The organism is Mycobacterium sp. ST-F2 (assembly GCF_001905655.1).
Classification (GTDB): domain Bacteria; phylum Actinomycetota; class Actinomycetes; order Mycobacteriales; family Mycobacteriaceae; genus Mycobacterium.
Map to the genome: position 1 here is coordinate 31,437 of NZ_JMHT01000022.1, position 16,604 is coordinate 48,040.

The following is a 16,604-nucleotide window of genomic DNA, read 5'->3' on the forward strand; positions in this document are numbered from 1 at the left end:
GACCGAAACATCATGGAAACGATGGCGTCAGTTGGGCAGCGCGAACCCCGGACGCACCCTATTGTTCTTCAACATCCGGGGCGCCCTAAGGAGGCCGCAGTGCCAGAAGGACATGAAGCACTTACCGAAGACGAGCTGCTACTGGCCAAGCTCGGCTACAGCCAGGAACTGCAGCGCTCCTGGTCCGGTTTCAGCAATTTCGCCATCTCGTTCTCCATCATCTCCATCCTCTCGGGGTGCTTCACGTCGTTCGGACTGGGCTGGAACAACGGCGGGCCGGCCGCCATCGCCTGGGGCTGGCCGATCGTTGCGGCGTTCATCCTCGTCATCGGCCTCTGTATGTCCGAGCTGGTGTCGGCCTTTCCGACCTCCGGCGGAATCTATTGGTGGGCAGCAAAACTCGGCGGCGCGAAGGCCGGTTTCTATGCCGGCTGGCTCAACCTCATCGGCCTGGTGGCCATCCTCGCGTCGGTGGCCTATGGCTGCGCGACGTTCATCGACCTCACCTTGGGCACCCTCAGCGCCGACTGGCTGGCGGGATACAGCCTCACTCGGACGTTCATCATCTTCGTGGCCATCCTGGGCATCTCGGCGCTGATCAACATCTTCTCCAGCCATCTGCTGGCGATCATCAACAACGTCTCGGTGTGGTGGCACGTCTTCGGCGCGGCCGCGGTCATCGGCATCCTGATCTTCGTGCCGAGCCACCACGCGAGTCTCTCGGACGTCTTCGCCAAGACCATCAACAACAGCGGCATGTTCGGCGGCGCCACCTCGGGCGCCGGCTGGCTGTTCGTGGTGCTGCCGATCTCGGTGATCCTGACGCAGTACACCATCACCGGCTACGACGCATCGGCGCACCTGTCGGAGGAGACCAAGAGCGCGGCGGGCGCGGCGGCAAAGGGCATCTGGCGGTCCATCTTCTACTCGGCCGTCGGCGGCTGGATTCTCTTGCTGGCCTTCCTGTTCGCCGTCCAGGATTCCGACGCGGTATCCAAGGGCGGCGGCGCCGTGGCCGCCATCTTCAACCAGGCGATGAGCTCGGGCTGGGCGACTTCGGTGCTGTTCATCTCGACAGCCGGCCAGTTCTTCTGCGCCGTCGCCTGCCAGACCAGCGCGTCCCGGATGCTGTTCGCGTTCAGCCGGGACCGCGCGGTACCCGGCCACCGCTGGTGGTCGGAGGTCAACAAGCACAGGGTGCCGACCCACAGCGTCACGATCACCGCCGTCGTGGCCGCCGCGCTGACCCTGCCGGCCCTGGTCAAGGTCGATATCAACGGCACACCCACCCCGGTGGCGTTCTACGCCGTCGTCTCCATCGGAGTCGTCGGGGTGTATCTGTGCTTTGCGGTGCCGATCTACTACCGCTGGCGTGCCGGCGACGAATTCGAAACGGGCAGTTGGAATCTGCGCGGCCACCACAAGTGGATGGCCCCGGTCGCGCTGGCCGAGATCACGATCACCTCGATCATCGCGATGTTCCCGACGTCGCTGGGTGGAGTGCCGTGGGACGCCAGCTTTGAATGGAAGTTCGTCAACTACACACCATTGCTGGTCGGTGGGGTCCTGCTGCTGCTCTACATCTACTGGCACGTGTCGGTGAAGAACTGGTTCACCGGCCCCATCAAGCAGGTCGAGGAGCCCGTCGAAGCAGTGGGACCGGCAGAGCCAGTGGCCGAACCCGGCTGATCACGGGAGCAGGCTGGCCGCGATGACCGGCCGGGCCGGCGCACCGGACTCGACCAGTTCCAGCATCGCGTCGATATCCACATGTGCGGCAAGCAGATCCGCCATCACGTCGAGCTGCGCGTCGCGTAGCCCGGCGACGTTGACGTCGTCGGCCACGACGAAGCCGTCCTTGCCGCGGGCCGCCGCAACCTCGGCGAGCCAGGCCCGGCGCACGGCGTCGTTGTCCAGCAGCCCGTGCCAATGCGTGCCGTACACCTGGCCGTGCCGGATGCCGACGCCGAGCCAATCCGGTTCGGCGCACCGCGCGACCCGCCCGTGGTGGATCTCGTAGCCGTACAACGGCGTATCCCAGTGCTTCAGGGTCTTGTCGGCATCGAACTCGATGTCCGCATCCAGCAGACCCAAACCGGGTACCCGGCCGGCGCCGGACTCGACGGTGTCATGGATCGTCGTGCACAGCATCTGGAACCCACCGCAGACGCCGAGTACGGCGCGCCCCGACCGGGCATGTGCGACAACGGCTTCGGCGAGTCCGCGCTCGCGCAGCCAGGTCAGATCGGAGACGGTCGCCTTGCTGCCGGGCAGCACCACGACGTCGGCACCCGAGAGTTCGGCCGCGGTGTCGACCCAGCGCACATGCACGCCCGGCTCACACGCCAGGGCCTCGACGTCGGTGGAATTCGAGATCCGGGGCAGCCGTACCGCCGCAACGATCAGTGCGTCGGCACCGCGCGGGGCCGCGGGCCGACCCAATTGTCCCCGCGGCGTGACCGACAGCGAGTCCTCGGCATCGAGCCACAGGTCGTCGCAGTACGGGATCACCCCGTACGTCGGGCGGCCGGTGAGCGATTCCAGTTGCCGCAGACCAGGTTCCAGCAGCGCCGGGTCACCCCGGAACTTGTTGACCAGGAAGCCGGCGATCAGTGTCTGGTCCGCAGGTTCCAGTACCGCCACCGTGCCATACAGGTGCGCCAGCAGGCCACCCCGGTCGATGTCGCCGACCACGACCACCGGCAGGTCGGCGGCGCGGGCCAGGCCCATGTTGGCCACATCCGTGGCCCGCAGGTTGATCTCGGCGGGCGAACCCGCCCCCTCACAGACCACGACGTCGAATTCGCTTCGCAGCGAGGCCAATTCGTCGGCCACGACAGCAGCCAGCTGGGTCCGGCGGGTGAAGTAGTCACCCGCCGCCACCGTGCCGGAGACGACGCCGCGCACCACCAGCTGCGAGGTCCGGTCCCCGCCGGGTTTGAGCAGGATCGGGTTGAACCGCACGCTCGGCGCCAGCCCGGCCGCGCGCGCCTGCATGGCCTGGGCCCGGCCGATCTCGCCGCCCTCAACCGTCACGGCCGAGTTGTTGGACATGTTCTGCGCCTTGAACGGCGCGACCCGTACGCCCTTGCGGGCCAGCAGCCGGCACAGCCCGGCCACCACCATCGACTTGCCGGCGTCCGACGTGGTACCGGCGACCAGCAGTGCGCCGCTCATTCCGCGGTCTGCGCCGCGAATGTGCACACAGATCGCCGATCTCGTGATTCTGGTGATCTGTGTGCACATTGGCGACTGCGGACTGCGGGGTGGCGCGACCAGTGTGCGCACAGATCGCGACTGTCACCGGTTACGTGATCTGACGGCACAGTCGGGTCGTCAAAGGCAGCCGGGAAACCGGTCACGGCAGGGTGAGAATGTCGGCGCCGTCGTCGGTCACCACGAGGGTGTGCTCGAACTGCGCCGTCCACTTCTTGTCCTTGGTGGCGACGGTCCAGTCGTCGTCCCAGATCTCGTAGTCCAGCGAACCGAGGTTGATCATCGGCTCGATGGTGAAGGTCATACCCGGCTCCAGCACCGTCTCGACCTCGGGCTTGTCGTAATGCAACACGATCAGCCCATTGTGGAACGTCTCGCCGATGCCGTGGCCGGTGAAGTCGCGAACCACGTTGTAGCCGAAGCGATTCGCGTAGGCCTCGATGACCCGGCCGACCACCGACAACTGCCGTCCCGGCTTGACGGCCTTGATGGCCCGCATGGTGGCTTCGTGGGTGCGCTCGACCAGCAGCCGGTGCTCCTCCGAGACGTCGCCGGCCAGGAAGGTGGCGTTGGTGTCGCCGTGCACACCGTCCTTGTATGCGGTGACGTCGATGTTGACGATGTCACCGTCCTCGATCACCGTCGAGTCCGGGATGCCGTGGCAGATGATCTCGTTGAGCGAGGTGCAGCAGGACTTCGGAAAGCCCTTGTAGCCCAGCGTCGACGGGTAGGCGCCGTGGTCGAGCATGTACTCGTGCGCCACCCGGTCCAGGTGGTCGGTCGTGACGCCGGGTGCGACGGCCTTGCCGGCCTCGGCGAGCGCCTGCGCCGCGATGCGGCCGGCGACGCGCATCTTCTCGATCACCTCTGGCGTCTGGACCCAGGGCTCGCTGCCTTCGCGCACCGTCGGCTTCCACGCGTACTCGGGACGCGGGATCGACTTGGGCACCGGCAGGGTGGCAGACACCTCGCCGGGGCGAAGCGCGGTACGAACAGACATCGTCCCAGCTTAACGGGCGCCGCGGCTACCGGTCGCCGCGGCCGAACCAGGTTCGGCGCGGCCCGCGGATGTCGACCGACCCGAACACCACCCGCCCCGTCAGGATGACGTGCGGTGTCCCGTCGGCCGGCGCGTCCTTGCGGTGGTCGGTGGCACTGCCGACGGCCACCTCGACGTCGTCGATGGACGCGCTGGCACCGTCGGGCAGCCGCAGGTCCAGGGAGCTGAACTTGAGATCGAGCTCGATCACAACGATGGGCCCCCCGAACCGGGCCCGCGTCAGGTCCAGGTCGATCGAACCGACGCGGCGGACCAGCGCGAGCCGGGTCGGCACGACCCATTCGCCCTGCCGCTTGAGCGATCCCATGACCCCGCGCAGCTCCACGCGATCCGCAGAACCCGTCACGATGGCGTTGGGCGCGGGCAGGTCGCCGACCAGCACCGCCAGCTCGGCCTGTTGACGGGCCAGGGCGACCAGCGCGGAACGTTCAGAGAACTCGTCCATGTCGATGAGCCCCAGCGCCACCGCGTTGTGCAGGCGCCGGAGCGTGCCGTTGCGGTCCGCGTCAGAGACGCGCAGGACCGCGATCTCGTCGCTGTTGGTCATCCAAACAGGCTACCCAGACCAACGTCGTCGGTCAGGCCAGGTAATCGGGCGGCAATCCCTTGAACATGTCCCGGCACATCCGGACCGCGGCCTCCGAACCGCCGCCGCCGACGATCAGGGCCGCGAAGGCCATGTCACCGCGGTAACCGGCGAACCAGGCGTGCGAGCCGCCCGAGAATTCGGCTTCACCGGTCTTCCCGCGCACGTCGCCGCTGCCGCGCAGGTCCTTGGCGGTGCCGTTGGTCACCACCAGCTGCATCATGGGCCGCAGACCGTCGACCATCTTCGGGGTGATGGGTGCGGTGTTGCCGGTCACCGTGGTGGGACGACCTTCGATCAACTGCGGCAGCGGAGTTTTCCCGGCCGCGACGGTCGCCGCGGCAAGCGCCATTCCGAACGGGCTGACCACGACCTTGCCCTGGCCGAAACCGTCCTCGGTGCGCTCGGCCAGGTTGACCGTGGGCGGCACCTTTCCGGTGACGGTGTCGATGCCGGCGACCTGGTAGTCGGCGCCGATGCCGTACTGTGCCGCCGCGTTCGTCAGGGCCCGCGGCGGCATCCGGCTGGCCAGCTCGGCGAACGTGGTGTTGCACGAGTTGGCGAAGGCCCTAGACATCGGGACGACGCCGAGGTCGAACCGGTCGTAGTTCGGGATGGTGCGATGCCCGATGTCGATGGTGCCGGGGCAGCCCAGCAGCGTGTTGGGTCCGGCCATGTCGGTTTCGATGGCAGCGCCGGCGGTGACCATCTTGAACGTCGACCCCGGTGGGTACAGGCCCATGGTGGCGGTCGGGCCGTCGACGTCGGCCGCCGCGTTCTGCGCCACGGCCAGGATTTCACCGGTCGACGGCTTGATCGCGACGATCATCGCCTTGCGGCCCACCATGTTCACCGCATCCTGGGCGGCGTTCTGCACGTTGCGGTCCAGGCTGATGGTGATCGACGGCGCCGGCTTGCCCGGCACCTCGTTGAGTACGTCGATGTCGGCACCGTTCTGGTTGACGCTGACGACGCGCCACCCGGGCTGCCCGACCAGCTGATCGGCGACCTGCTTCTTGACCTCGCTGACGATGGCCGGCGCGAACCGGGGATCGGTGGGCACCATCTCCGGCTGCGGGGTGATCACCACGCCGGGAAGATGCCCGAGTGCCGGCGAAATCCGATCGTTGTCCTCACGCCGCAGCGTGATCAGGTCCAGCGGTTCGGTCGATGAACTGGCCTGTTCGGCAAGCCGCTGGGCGTCCAGCGTGCCGTCGAACTGACGCAAGGTATCGGCGACGACGCGAGACGTCCGCATCAGGTCACCGGCGGCGGCGCGCGCACTCAGTGCGTAGTGATAGCGGTACCCGGGTACCAGAACGTTCGTGCCGCCGAGCTCGTTGACCGAGGCTCGGATGGGCTGGTCGGCGCGCAGCTGGAAGCTCTGATGCTCTCCCAGGTTGGGATGCAAATCCGTGCTGCCCCAACGGACTTGCCACCGGCCGTCCTGCCGGATCATGTTCAGCTGGCCCGTGTAGGACCACGTGCGGTCCTTGGGCAGATGCCAGGTGTAGCGGTAGGTGATCTTGCCGGTGTCCTGGGTGTACTTGGAACCGAGAACCTGCGCGTCGAGCTTGGTGGCCTGCAGCCCCGACCAGGCCTGGTTGATCGCCGTGCGGGCGTCATTGGGCTTGTCGGAGAGTTCAGCGGCGGCGCCGGTGTCCCCGCGGCCGAGGGCGGTGAAGAACGCCTGCGCGGTGGGCTCGGGGCCGTTGGGCTTGGGGGTGCAGGCCGTCAGCCCTCCCATGGCGAAGGCTCCTGCGACCGCCACGACCGACAACAACGCGGCCGAGCGTGAAACGGATGATGTGTGCAGCCATATTGGAGTTGCCATTGGGGCTGATGTTAGAAGTGTGACAAGCCGGTGGCGCGGAGGCACACCGAGACACAACCGTGACAGTTTTGTGAGATACGCCAGATTGTGAGCTATGCCGGCCCCGGCGGCTACCTCGAGATCGACGTTCCATACCGCCCGCCCGGCGTGTCGCGTACACAACGCGCATGTCGGGCGCGAAAACGTCAGTCCAGCAACACCGTTGCGTACGTGCCCAACTGGCTGAACCCGATCCGGCGGTAGATGGCTCGGGCCGGGGTATTGAAATCGTTGACGTAGAGGCTGGGTATCCGGCCGCTGCGCAGCACCGCCGCAGCCAGCGTCGCGGTCCCGGCCGCACCGAGACCACGCCCGCGCCACTCCGGATGCACCCACACACCCTGAATCTGGCCGACCCGCGACGTCTGGGCCCCGATCTCGGCCTTGAACACGACCTGGCCGTCCTCGAACCGCGCCCAGGCGCGCCCGGAGGCGATCAGCCCGGCCAGCCGACGACGGTAGCCGCGGCCACCGTCGCCCATGCGCGGGTCCACGCCCACCTCACCGATGAGCATCTCCACTGCCGCAACGACATACGCGTCCAACTCGTCCATCCGGACCGGACGCACCGCGGGGTCTATCGCACACTGCGGGGCCTCAGACAGCGTCAGCAACGGCTGGCAGTCCCGAACCTCGCGGGCCGGACCCCACACCTGGGCCAGTTGCTGCCACATCGGCAGCACCAACTCGGCACGGCCCACCAGCGACGAACACCGCCGCGGGGCACTCATCACCTTGTCGGCGAACACCATCATGTCGGCCGCGGTCCCCCGCATCGGGATGAGGTTCACGCCGGCGAAGCACAGCGATTCGGTGGGCACGCTCCGGGTCCACAGCTCGCCACCGATCGCCACCGGATCCAGCCCGTGGTCGCCGACCCGGGCGGCCACCATGCAGGCGCCCACCGGATCCTCGTCGAAGACCTGCTGGACCTGGGCGACTTCGCGCACCACTGATATCCGGCGCGCATCTGCGATCCGGAACAGTGGAGGTGCCGACATTCACCGACCTTCTCGTGAGTGTGACCTGTTTGCTATGGGGACGGGCTCGTGACCGCAATCACAAGGCTGTGCTCAGCTTACGGTGACGACGGGCGAACCGCTCGCATCATTGCCGGACTCGGCCGCGATCCGCATGGCCTCTTCGATCAGGGTCTCGACGATCTGTGACTCGGGGACGGTCTTGATCACCTCACCACGCACGAAAATCTGGCCCTTGCCGTTGCCGGACGCCACGCCGAGGTCGGCCTCGCGGGCCTCACCCGGCCCGTTCACGACGCAACCCATCACGGCGACGCGCAGCGGCACGTCCAGCCCATCGAGGCCCGCGGACACCGCGTTGGCGAGCTTGTAGACGTCGACCTGAGCGCGGCCGCACGACGGGCACGACACGATCTCCAGACCGCGCGGCCGCAGGTTCAGCGACTCGAGGATCTGGTTGCCGACCTTGACCTCTTCGACCGGCGGCGCGGACAGCGACACCCGGATGGTGTCGCCGATGCCCTCGCTCAGCAGCGCACCGAATGCGACGGCGCTCTTGATGGTGCCCTGGAATGCCGGGCCGGCCTCGGTGACGCCGAGGTGCAGCGGGTAGTCGCACTTGGCGGCCAGCTGGCGGTAGGCCTCGACCATGATCACAGGGTCGTTGTGCTTGACGCTGATCTTGATGTCGCCGAAGCCGTGCTCCTCGAACAGCGAGGCCTCCCACAGCGCCGACTCGACCAGCGCCTCAGGGGTGGCCTTGCCGTACTTCTCCAGCAGGCGGGGGTCCAGCGAACCGGCGTTGACGCCGATGCGGATCGGGATGCCCGCGGCACCGGCGGCCTTGGCGACCTCCTTGACCCGGCCGTCGAACTCCTTGATGTTGCCCGGGTTCACGCGCACCGCGGCACATCCGGCATCGATGGCCGCGAAGATGTACTTGGGCTGGAAGTGGATGTCGGCGATCACCGGAATCTGGCTGTGCCGGGCGATCTCGGCCAGCGCGTCGGCGTCTTCCTGCCGCGGACAGGCCACGCGCACGATGTCACAGCCCGACGCGGTCAGCTCGGCTATCTGCTGCAGCGTCGAGTTCACGTCGTGCGTCTTGGTGGTGCACATCGACTGCACCGCGATCGGGTAGTCGCTGCCGACGCCGACGTCGCGCACCATCAGCTGACGGGTCTTGCGGCGCGGTGCCAGGGTCGGCGGGGCCGGCGGTTCACTTCCAACGCCTGGCATGCCCAAACCGATGGAGGTCATCACGGTCTCCTACTGGAAGATTCGAATGGGGTTCACAAGGTCTGCCGTCACGGTCAGCAGCATGTAGCCACCGACCACCACCAGCACCACATACGTGGCCGGCATCAGCTTGAGGTAGTTCACCGGCGCCGCGGCCACTTTGCCACGGGACGCGCGAATCATATTGCGGATCTTCTCGAACACCGCGACCGCGATGTGTCCACCGTCGAACGGCAGCAGCGGCAGCAGGTTCACCGCGCCCAGGACGAAGTTCAGCTGCGCCAGGAAGAACCAGAACATCACCCACAGCCCGTGGTCGACGGTGTCGCCGCCGATGATGCTGGCGCCGACCACGCTGATCGGGGTTTCCTTGTCGCGCTCGCCGCCGGTGATCGAGTGCACCAGCGCACCGACCTTGGTCGGGATCTTCGCCAGGGACTTGCCGAGTTCGACGGCCAGGTCACCGGTGAAGGTGAAGGTCGCGGGCACGGCGGTCAGCGGGTTGTACCGCGTCGGCCCGGGCAGCGGCGCCGCGGTGACGCCGATGGCCCCGACCTGTGCCGCCGTCGCGGCTTCCTTGTCGGTGAACCGCTGCGTCTGCTCGACGTTCACGGTGGTGGTGAACGTCTGGCCGCCGCGTTCGTAGACAACGGGGACGGCGCCACTCATGCCGCGGATGGCCTTCGCCATCTCCTCGAACGTGCCGACCGGCTTGTCGCCGACCTTGACGACGGTGTCACCGGCCTTCAGGCCCGCCGCCGCGGCGGGGCCGGCACCCGGATGCGGGCACGGGCCGAACGGGTCGTCGCCCGTCTTGGCGATCTGCGGTGCGACGCAAGCGGTCTCACCGATCACCGCGGAGGTGTTCGGGTGCAGGTTGGGCAGGCCCCACACGACGGCGATGCTGTAGATCAGCACCAGTCCGATGATGAAATTCATGGCGGGTCCGGCGAAGAGCACGGCGACGCGCTTCCACACCTTCTGCTTGTACATCGCGTAGGGCTCGTCCTGTGGCGCGATCTCGTCGACCGACGTCATGCCCGCGATGTCGCAGAAGCCGCCGAGCGGGACGGCCTTGAGGCCGTATTCCGTGGTGCCGAGCTTGTTGGGCCGGTGCGTGGACCACAGCGTCGGGCCGAAGCCGACGAAGTAGCGACGCACCTTCATGCCGGTGGCGCGGGCCACCCACATGTGGCCGCACTCGTGCAGGGCCACCGACACCAGAATGGCCAGCGCGAAGAGCGCAATGCCGATCACGAACATCATCGGGCGGGCACGACCTCCTGTGCGACGATGCGCCGCGCCCGGTCCCGGGCCCAATCCTGCGCATCAAGTACGTCATCCACGGTACTGGGTTCGGCAGCCCATTGATCCGCAGCTCCCAGCACGTCGGCAACGGTCCGCACGATTGCCGGGAACCCGATCCGGCCGTCGAGGAAAGCCGCTGCCGCCTCTTCGTTGGCGGCGTTGTACACCGCGGTCAGACAGCCGCCGCGGGTGCCGGCCTCACGGGCCAGCCGGACCGCGGGAAAGACCTCGTCGTCCAGCGGCTCGAATTCCCAGGTCGACGCCGTGGTCCAGTCGCAGGCGAGGGCGGCGCCCGGGACGCGGGCCGGCCAGCCCAGCGCCAGCGCGATGGGCAGCTTCATGTCGGGCGGGCTGGCCTGCGCCAGCGTCGAGCCGTCGGTGAAAGTGACCATCGAGTGCACGATGGACTGCGGATGCACCACGACGTCGATGCGGTCGTAGTCGATGCCGAACAGCAGGTGGGTCTCGATGAGTTCCAGTCCCTTGTTGACCAGCGACGCGGAGTTCAAGGTGTTCATGGGGCCCATCGACCAGGTCGGGTGCGCACCCGCCTGCTCGGGGGTGACGTCCTCGAGGGCAGCGGCCGACCAGCCCCGGAACGGCCCGCCCGACGCCGTCAACACCAGCCGGGCCACCTCGTCGGCCGTGCCACCACGCAGACACTGCGCCAGCGCCGAATGCTCGGAGTCGACGGGCACGATCTGCCCGGGCTGCGCCGCCTTGAGCACCAGTGGCCCGCCGGCGACCAGGGACTCCTTGTTCGCGAGGGCAAGCCGGGCACCCGAGTGCAGCGCGGCCAGCGTCGGCTTCAGCCCCAGCGCACCGACCAGGGAGTTCAGGACGACGTCCGCCTCGGTCTCCTCGACCAGCCGGGTCGCCGCGTCGGCGCCCGCGTAGGTGACGTCTCCGATGCGCTCGGCCGCGGCGGTATCAGCGACCGCGATGTTGGTGACGCCCGTCGCGGCGCGCTGCCGGGCCAGCAGTTCGGCGTTACCGCCGCCGGCCGCCAGACCGACGATCTCGAACCGGTCGGGGTTGGCGGCGATCACCTCCAGGGCCTGGGTACCGATCGACCCGGTACTGCCGAGCACCAGGACTCGTAGCCGCTCACTCACGTCTCTATTGTGCCGCCCGGTCCGCGGTCCCAGAAGGGGCGCCTAGAACCACGGACCGGGATACGCGCCGTTCTGGTCCTTCGTCAGCACCTGCGCGCCACAGGTGCCGAGCGCATGGTCGCGAATCTCGTTGCGGCACAACAATGTCCAACCGTTGATCCGGCTCATCGGCCGGGATGTCCACTGCGTCGCGACAGCCTTCTCGGTATCCGGGAGTTTGAAGACGGAAAACGGCGGGTCACCGGCGTTGGTCGCCAGATACAGGTATCCGCCGTAATACGTCACCCGGTTGATGTCGAGGTTCTTGAGTTCGTCTGCCGACTTCTGGAACTCGACCTGCTGGGTGACCAGATTCCACAGCAGTAGGCCCGACTTCCCCCCATCGAGAAAGAGGTGCCCGTCGGACACCGTGGCACCCCAACTCGTCAGAAATCCGGGCACGGCGACCTCGGTGGATCCGTTGATGTTCAGCAGTGTCCGGTTCTTGACGTCGAAGAAGCTGGTGACCAGCACCCCGACTTCCTTCTGAATCTCCAGCTGCGCGAGGTGGACCGTCCCGTCCGTCACCGTCTTGACGACGATGTCACGCGCAAGCGCCGTCTTGTAGAGGCTCTCTCCGTCAGGAGATCGCAACTCGACACCGACGAAGGCCCTCGGATCGATGCGCTTGAACGCGAGGACGCTGTCGTCCGATTCCTGAACGGCGTCTGGATCGGTCCACAGCACCGAAAGGTCCTTGTTCGACAGCACCTCCGTGCGAAATCCGGAGCTACTGGGTTCATTGCCCGTCATCACCGCACCGGTCGACGTCCCGACGATCTTGCTCCACCCGAGGTCGCCGACATCGGCCGTCGCCAGCGGAGCCGCCGAATGCAGGTCGAACAGGTAGGCCGTCTTCTTGTCCACGCGGGGGTTGAGGCCACTTGCCGGCTTGGTGGTGTCGTAGACGTAGGCGATCTTCAGATCTGGCGCAGTCCCGGTGAGCGCACACGACGACCGGTTGAGCTGCTCGCCTGCCGGCAGCTGCGGCATGGGTGCAGCGATGAATCGGCCGGTCTCGGTGTCGAACACCTGAGGCGGCTTCACATCACCAGAGTTCAGGTAGTGCTGACATCCCGTGTAGTAGGTGCCGCCGTAGTACTCACCAGAGTCGGACTGAGCCAGTTCCACAGTCTGCGGTGCGGCCGGCGCGCTGCTTGCCGCCGTGGTCGGCGACGCGGCAGCCGGAGTCTGAACCGGAGTGGAGACGCGCGACGCGGCACCACCCGAGGAGCAGCCGGCAATCAGCAGCATGATGGCCGCACCGCACAACACAGTGCGAGGTTTCGCGTTCATGGGCCGCCTTTCCCGTTCACCCTGCCGAACTCGTCAGGTGGACCGTACACATACCCGTAGCCTGCGCGAGCAAAATTTCGAACTCCGGCGGCCACACGCAAATTGTTTCGCAGGGAACGTCATTCACCGTCAGATGGCATGCGCCCGCCCCGCCCTGGCAAACCAGTATCGGCCGAGTCGATCACCGCGCGACTACGACGGTGCGTCGTATGCAAGAATGTGCGCAATCCATCGGATCGTTAAGGAGTAGCCGTGGCCACCACCGAGGTCGAACGAAGCACCGGCGTCGATGTCGAGGACGTCCCCTCCGCCGAGTGGGGCTGGTCGAAGATGAACCGCGGCGTCATTCAGGCCGGTGGCATCCTGTCCGCCATCTTCCTGCTGGTGATGCTGCGCGGTAACCACGTCGGCCACGTCGAGGACGCTTGGCTGATCGGCTTCGCCATCCTGCTCCTGATCATCGTCGTCCGCGGCTGGTGGCTGCGTCGTCGCGGCTGGATCCGCTGACCACAGTCCTTACGACAAAGGCCACGAAAGTCCTTACGACAAAGGCCACGAACTCTCCTCGAGTTCGTGGCCTTTGTCGTTGACGGGTCCTACGCTGCGGGCTCCGGCGCCCGGTGCCTCTTGTCCGAATGGAAGAACGTGACGATTGTCGTTGCGCCACAGATCAATCCGACCGACCCGATGAGCTGAGGCCCCGTCACCCGCTCGGCCAGCCCACCGCCCACGGCCGCGCCGACCATGAACGACGCCAACAGGGCGAGGTAACCCAGCCAGTCGTAGACGGTGCCCTTGCCACAGATATGACGTTCCAGCCCCTGCCCCAGCTTGACGACAGTTCCGGTGACGTAGCTCAGCGGTACCGCGACTTCACCGTTCTTGACGAAGCTGGTGTTGAGGGCGCCCACCGAGAAACAGATGATGAGGATGCCCGTGAAGTTGACGTCCTCGTAGTACCAGCCGTCCTCGTACAGCTCGACAACCGACGCCACCAACAGGCCGACGGTGACCAGCGCCGTGGCGCCGTGGGGATGGTTCTGCCAGTACCGCCGCCGCAGGAACGAGGCGACGAACACCCCTGCCAGGAAGCAGGCCATCAACCACAGCGCCGCCTGCGGCCCGGCCCCGGACACCTTCTGCCGCCCCGCGACGTCGAACCAGCCCAGCACCGCGCGTTCGGTGTTGCCCGTCATGAAGGTGACGAAGTATCCGGCGCTGTGCAGGAACGCGACCGCGCCGATCATGCCGGCCAACCACGACAGCAGCCACGACAAGCGTGCCTCCGGTCCGATGGCGGCTTCCTTGCTCACAACCCTGTCGGGCGACTGCTCTTCCACCGGCACATTATGTACAGCGCGGGTCGCGATACCGGGCAGATCGGTCCGGTAATCAGCGGTCCAGTGGCCGGCAGGCGAAGGTGAGGCGGAACTTGCCGATCTGGATTTCGTCACCTGTGGTGAGCGGGAGGGACTGGACCTGGTTGCCGTTGACGTAGACGCCGTTCAGGCTGCCGGCGTCGACGATCCAGTATTCGTCGTCGAGCCAACGGATTTCGGCATGGTGACGGCTGACCGTGATGTCGTCGAGAAACACCGCGCTGTCAGGGTGCCGGCCGGCGTCGACGACGTCGTCGGCCAGCAGGAAGCGTCCCCCGGCACCGGGGCCGCGGGTGATCACGAGGACGCCCGAGCCCGGGAGGATCTCGGAGGCCTTCTGGTGCGCGGCGGTGGCTTTGGTCGGTGCGCCGAGGACACGGTGCACGGCCGTGGTGTGGACGGTGACGTCATCGCTGACATTCGTGTGGTCGGTCAGACTCATAACGGGGATTCCTTTGACTCGATGGGATTCTGGGGCTCTACCTGGTGGTGTGGCTGCGGGCGTGGGCGACGGCAGCGTCCAGGGTGTCGATGAGATGGTTCTCGTGGCGCAGGGAGTCGATGATCCCGACACCCGCGAGCAGGTCGCGGTGTTCGGGCCGGACCCCTTTGATGATCACGGTGATTCCCCGCGCCTCGAGATCCTCGACGATCTGGGTGAGGGTGTGCGCGCCGGTGGCGTCGAGCATGCCGAGTTGAGACAGCCGGATGATCACGACCGACGTCTCGGGATGGTTGCCGTCGGTGATTGCATTCGAAATCCGTTCGGCCGCACCGAAAAACATGGCTCCATCAAGCCTGAGCAACGCAATGCGCTCGTCGCCGGGCACGTAGGGGCCAGGGAGCTCCTCGCGGATGACGCTGCTGCGCCGGGCCAGCGCTCTCAGCGCGAACAGCGCCGTGGCCGCAATGCCGATCTCGACGGCTTGGATCAGATCGAAACAGACCGTCACGATCGCGGTCAGCAGAAATGCTGCCGCGTCCGAGCGGGTGGACCGCAGAATCCGTGTGACTGTGTGCGGCGAGATCATCCGGAACGCCGTCACCATCAACACCGCGGAGAGCGCCGCCAACGGGATGGTTCCGACCAGTCCGCTGATCAGATAGACCACGGCGAGCAGCACCAGCGCGTGCACGATCGCCGCGACGCGGGTCCGCGCGCCGGACCGCACGTTGACCGCGGTACGGGCGATGGCTCCGGTGGCCGGCATGCCGCCGAACACCCCGGAGGCGACCGACGCCAGTCCCTGTCCCACCAGTTCGCGGTTCGGGTCGTAGGGCCCGGTCGGGGACATCGTCGCCGCCACGCGCGCCGACAGCAGTGACTCGATGGCGGCCAGCGCGGCGATCGCCAGTGCCGCGCCGAACAGCGAGTGCAGCACCGCGAGGTCGGCGTGCGGCCAGACGGGCGCGGGCAGCCGCGACGGCAGGCCCCCGATCCGAGGCGCGGGCAATCCGGTACCGGTCACCAGTGCGGTCGCGGCAACAACCGCCACCAGCGACGCCGGGACCGCGGGATGCAGTCTGGGCAGCCCGATCATCAGGACCACCACCAGCGCCGTGACGAGCAGCGCGGGCCGTGCCGCGCCCATGTCGATGTGCGAGACGACGACGCCCGCGGCCACCAGCGGCGACCGTCCGGCCGGTGCCGCTTGCCCGAATGCCGCCGGCACCTGCTGCAGGAAGATGATGACGGCGATGCCGAGGGTGAATCCCTCGATCACCGGCCACGGAATGAAGGTCACCGCACGGCCTACCCCGGTGATCCCGGCGACCACGACGATGACGCCGGCCAAGATGGTGACCGCTGCGACGCTGCCCAGTCCGTACTGAGCCACGATCGGCGCCAGGACCACGGTCATGGCCCCGGTCGGGCCGGACACCTGCACGTGCGAACCGCCGAACACCGCGGCCACCAGGCCCGCCACGACTGCGGTGACCAGACCGGCCGCCGCACCCACGCCGGAACTGATACCGAACGCCAGGGCAAGGGGCAATGCCACGACGCCGACCGTGATTCCCGCGAGGACATCACGCCGCCAGGAGCGCCCGAGGCCGGCGTAGTCCGAGCGCGACGGCAGCAGCCGGGCAATACGGTCGCCGCTGACTGTGGTCATCGGCTGGTGCCGATGGGCGGCAGTGAGCCGACGACATCGAGTTGATCGCGTTGGGTGGCAAGGGTATCGGCGAGGAACGTGCGCGCGATGAGCAGCAGTTCAGCGATCTTCGGATGGGCCAACGTGTAGTACACCGCATTGCCGGCCCGGTACCCGGTGACCACGTGATGACGTTTGAGTACGGCCAGATGCTGCGAGAGCAGCGTCGGCTCGATGTCGCTGGCCGCGAGGATGTCGCTGACCGCCGTCGGCCCCTCTGAAGTGGACAGGATCTCCAGCACCCTGATGCGGGCCGGATGCGCCAGCGCCTTGAAGAGGTTGGCCTTGATCTCGTAGAGCGGCCGTTCGGGGCCGTCGAGCACGCTGTCGACCACGCCACACCCCTATTTGATGGAT

At 67.2% G+C, this 16,604-nt stretch carries 15 protein-coding genes; 2 read left to right on the plus strand and 13 right to left on the minus strand.

The genetic code is table 11. The features are described from left to right. Window positions 1-99 precede the first annotated feature (99 nt). Window positions 100-1,689, plus strand: a complete 1,590-nt coding sequence (locus EB75_RS09410) for an amino acid permease (protein ID WP_073695159.1) — start codon at window positions 100-102, stop codon at window positions 1,687-1,689. On the opposite strand, the gene EB75_RS09415 is transcribed toward EB75_RS09410, so the two are convergent. From EB75_RS09415 to EB75_RS09455, 9 genes are all read right to left on the minus strand, one after another. Then, the gene (locus tag EB75_RS09415) at window positions 1,690-3,177 is read right to left on the minus strand and encodes a cobyric acid synthase (RefSeq protein WP_073695160.1); all 1,488 of its coding nucleotides are present in this window, start codon (window positions 3,175-3,177) and stop codon (window positions 1,690-1,692) included. Between the two features lie 181 nt (window positions 3,178-3,358). Continuing rightward, window positions 3,359-4,216 carry a type I methionyl aminopeptidase gene (gene map / locus EB75_RS09420; RefSeq protein ID WP_073695161.1) on the minus strand — a complete coding sequence of 286 codons (858 nt, stop codon included), beginning with the start codon at window positions 4,214-4,216 and terminating at the stop codon, window positions 3,359-3,361. Window positions 4,217-4,241: 25 nt separating this feature from the next. Then, on the minus strand, window positions 4,242-4,823 hold the full coding sequence (locus EB75_RS09425; protein WP_020101980.1) for a DUF1707 SHOCT-like domain-containing protein: 582 nt from the start codon (window positions 4,821-4,823) through the stop codon (window positions 4,242-4,244). Window positions 4,824-4,854: 31 nt separating this feature from the next. Next, window positions 4,855-6,696 carry a penicillin-binding transpeptidase domain-containing protein gene (locus EB75_RS09430; RefSeq protein WP_073695162.1) on the minus strand — a complete coding sequence of 614 codons (1,842 nt, stop codon included), beginning with the start codon at window positions 6,694-6,696 and terminating at the stop codon, window positions 4,855-4,857. Between the two features lie 185 nt (window positions 6,697-6,881). Then, window positions 6,882-7,736, minus strand: coding sequence for a GNAT family N-acetyltransferase (locus tag EB75_RS09435; RefSeq protein ID WP_073695163.1), 855 nt, complete (start codon window positions 7,734-7,736; stop codon window positions 6,882-6,884). A gap of 72 nt (window positions 7,737-7,808) precedes the next feature. Further along, window positions 7,809-8,975 (minus strand): flavodoxin-dependent (E)-4-hydroxy-3-methylbut-2-enyl-diphosphate synthase, encoded by a 1,167-nt coding sequence (gene ispG / locus EB75_RS09440; RefSeq protein WP_073695164.1) that lies wholly within the window; start codon window positions 8,973-8,975, stop codon window positions 7,809-7,811. A 9-nt stretch (window positions 8,976-8,984) separates the two neighbouring features. After that, entirely contained in the window at window positions 8,985-10,220 is a 1,236-nt protein-coding gene (locus EB75_RS09445) for a M50 family metallopeptidase (protein WP_073695165.1), read from the minus strand. Then, window positions 10,217-11,377 (minus strand): 1-deoxy-D-xylulose-5-phosphate reductoisomerase, encoded by a 1,161-nt coding sequence (gene dxr / locus EB75_RS09450; RefSeq protein WP_073695166.1) that lies wholly within the window; start codon window positions 11,375-11,377, stop codon window positions 10,217-10,219. The genes EB75_RS09445 and dxr overlap by 4 nt, the downstream gene beginning before the upstream one ends. Before the next feature lie 42 nt (window positions 11,378-11,419). Continuing rightward, the gene (locus EB75_RS09455) at window positions 11,420-12,712 is read right to left on the minus strand and encodes a hypothetical protein (RefSeq protein ID WP_073695167.1); all 1,293 of its coding nucleotides are present in this window, start codon (window positions 12,710-12,712) and stop codon (window positions 11,420-11,422) included. A gap of 252 nt (window positions 12,713-12,964) precedes the next feature. On the opposite strand from EB75_RS09455, the gene EB75_RS09460 reads away from it, so the two are divergent. Next, window positions 12,965-13,219 (plus strand): DUF2631 domain-containing protein, encoded by a 255-nt coding sequence (locus tag EB75_RS09460; RefSeq protein WP_073695168.1) that lies wholly within the window; start codon window positions 12,965-12,967, stop codon window positions 13,217-13,219. Window positions 13,220-13,308: 89 nt separating this feature from the next. Here EB75_RS09460 and EB75_RS09465 read toward each other — a convergent pair whose 3' ends face one another. The 4 genes from EB75_RS09465 to EB75_RS09480 are packed head-to-tail and all read right to left on the minus strand — an operon-like array spanning window position 13,309 to window position 16,582. Further along, window positions 13,309-14,052 carry a YoaK family protein gene (locus EB75_RS09465; RefSeq protein WP_073695310.1) on the minus strand — a complete coding sequence of 248 codons (744 nt, stop codon included), beginning with the start codon at window positions 14,050-14,052 and terminating at the stop codon, window positions 13,309-13,311. Window positions 14,053-14,104: 52 nt separating this feature from the next. Then, window positions 14,105-14,533: an FHA domain-containing protein gene (locus tag EB75_RS09470; protein WP_073695169.1), complete on the minus strand. Its 429-nt coding sequence runs from the start codon at window positions 14,531-14,533 to the stop codon at window positions 14,105-14,107. A 37-nt stretch (window positions 14,534-14,570) separates the two neighbouring features. Continuing rightward, complete coding sequence (locus EB75_RS09475; protein ID WP_073695170.1) at window positions 14,571-16,208, minus strand: SulP family inorganic anion transporter; 1,638 nt, start codon at window positions 16,206-16,208, stop codon at window positions 14,571-14,573. Further along, on the minus strand, window positions 16,205-16,582 hold the full coding sequence (locus EB75_RS09480; protein ID WP_073695171.1) for an ArsR/SmtB family transcription factor: 378 nt from the start codon (window positions 16,580-16,582) through the stop codon (window positions 16,205-16,207). Before EB75_RS09480 ends, EB75_RS09475 begins: the two co-directional genes overlap by 4 nt. Window positions 16,583-16,604 lie beyond the last annotated feature (22 nt).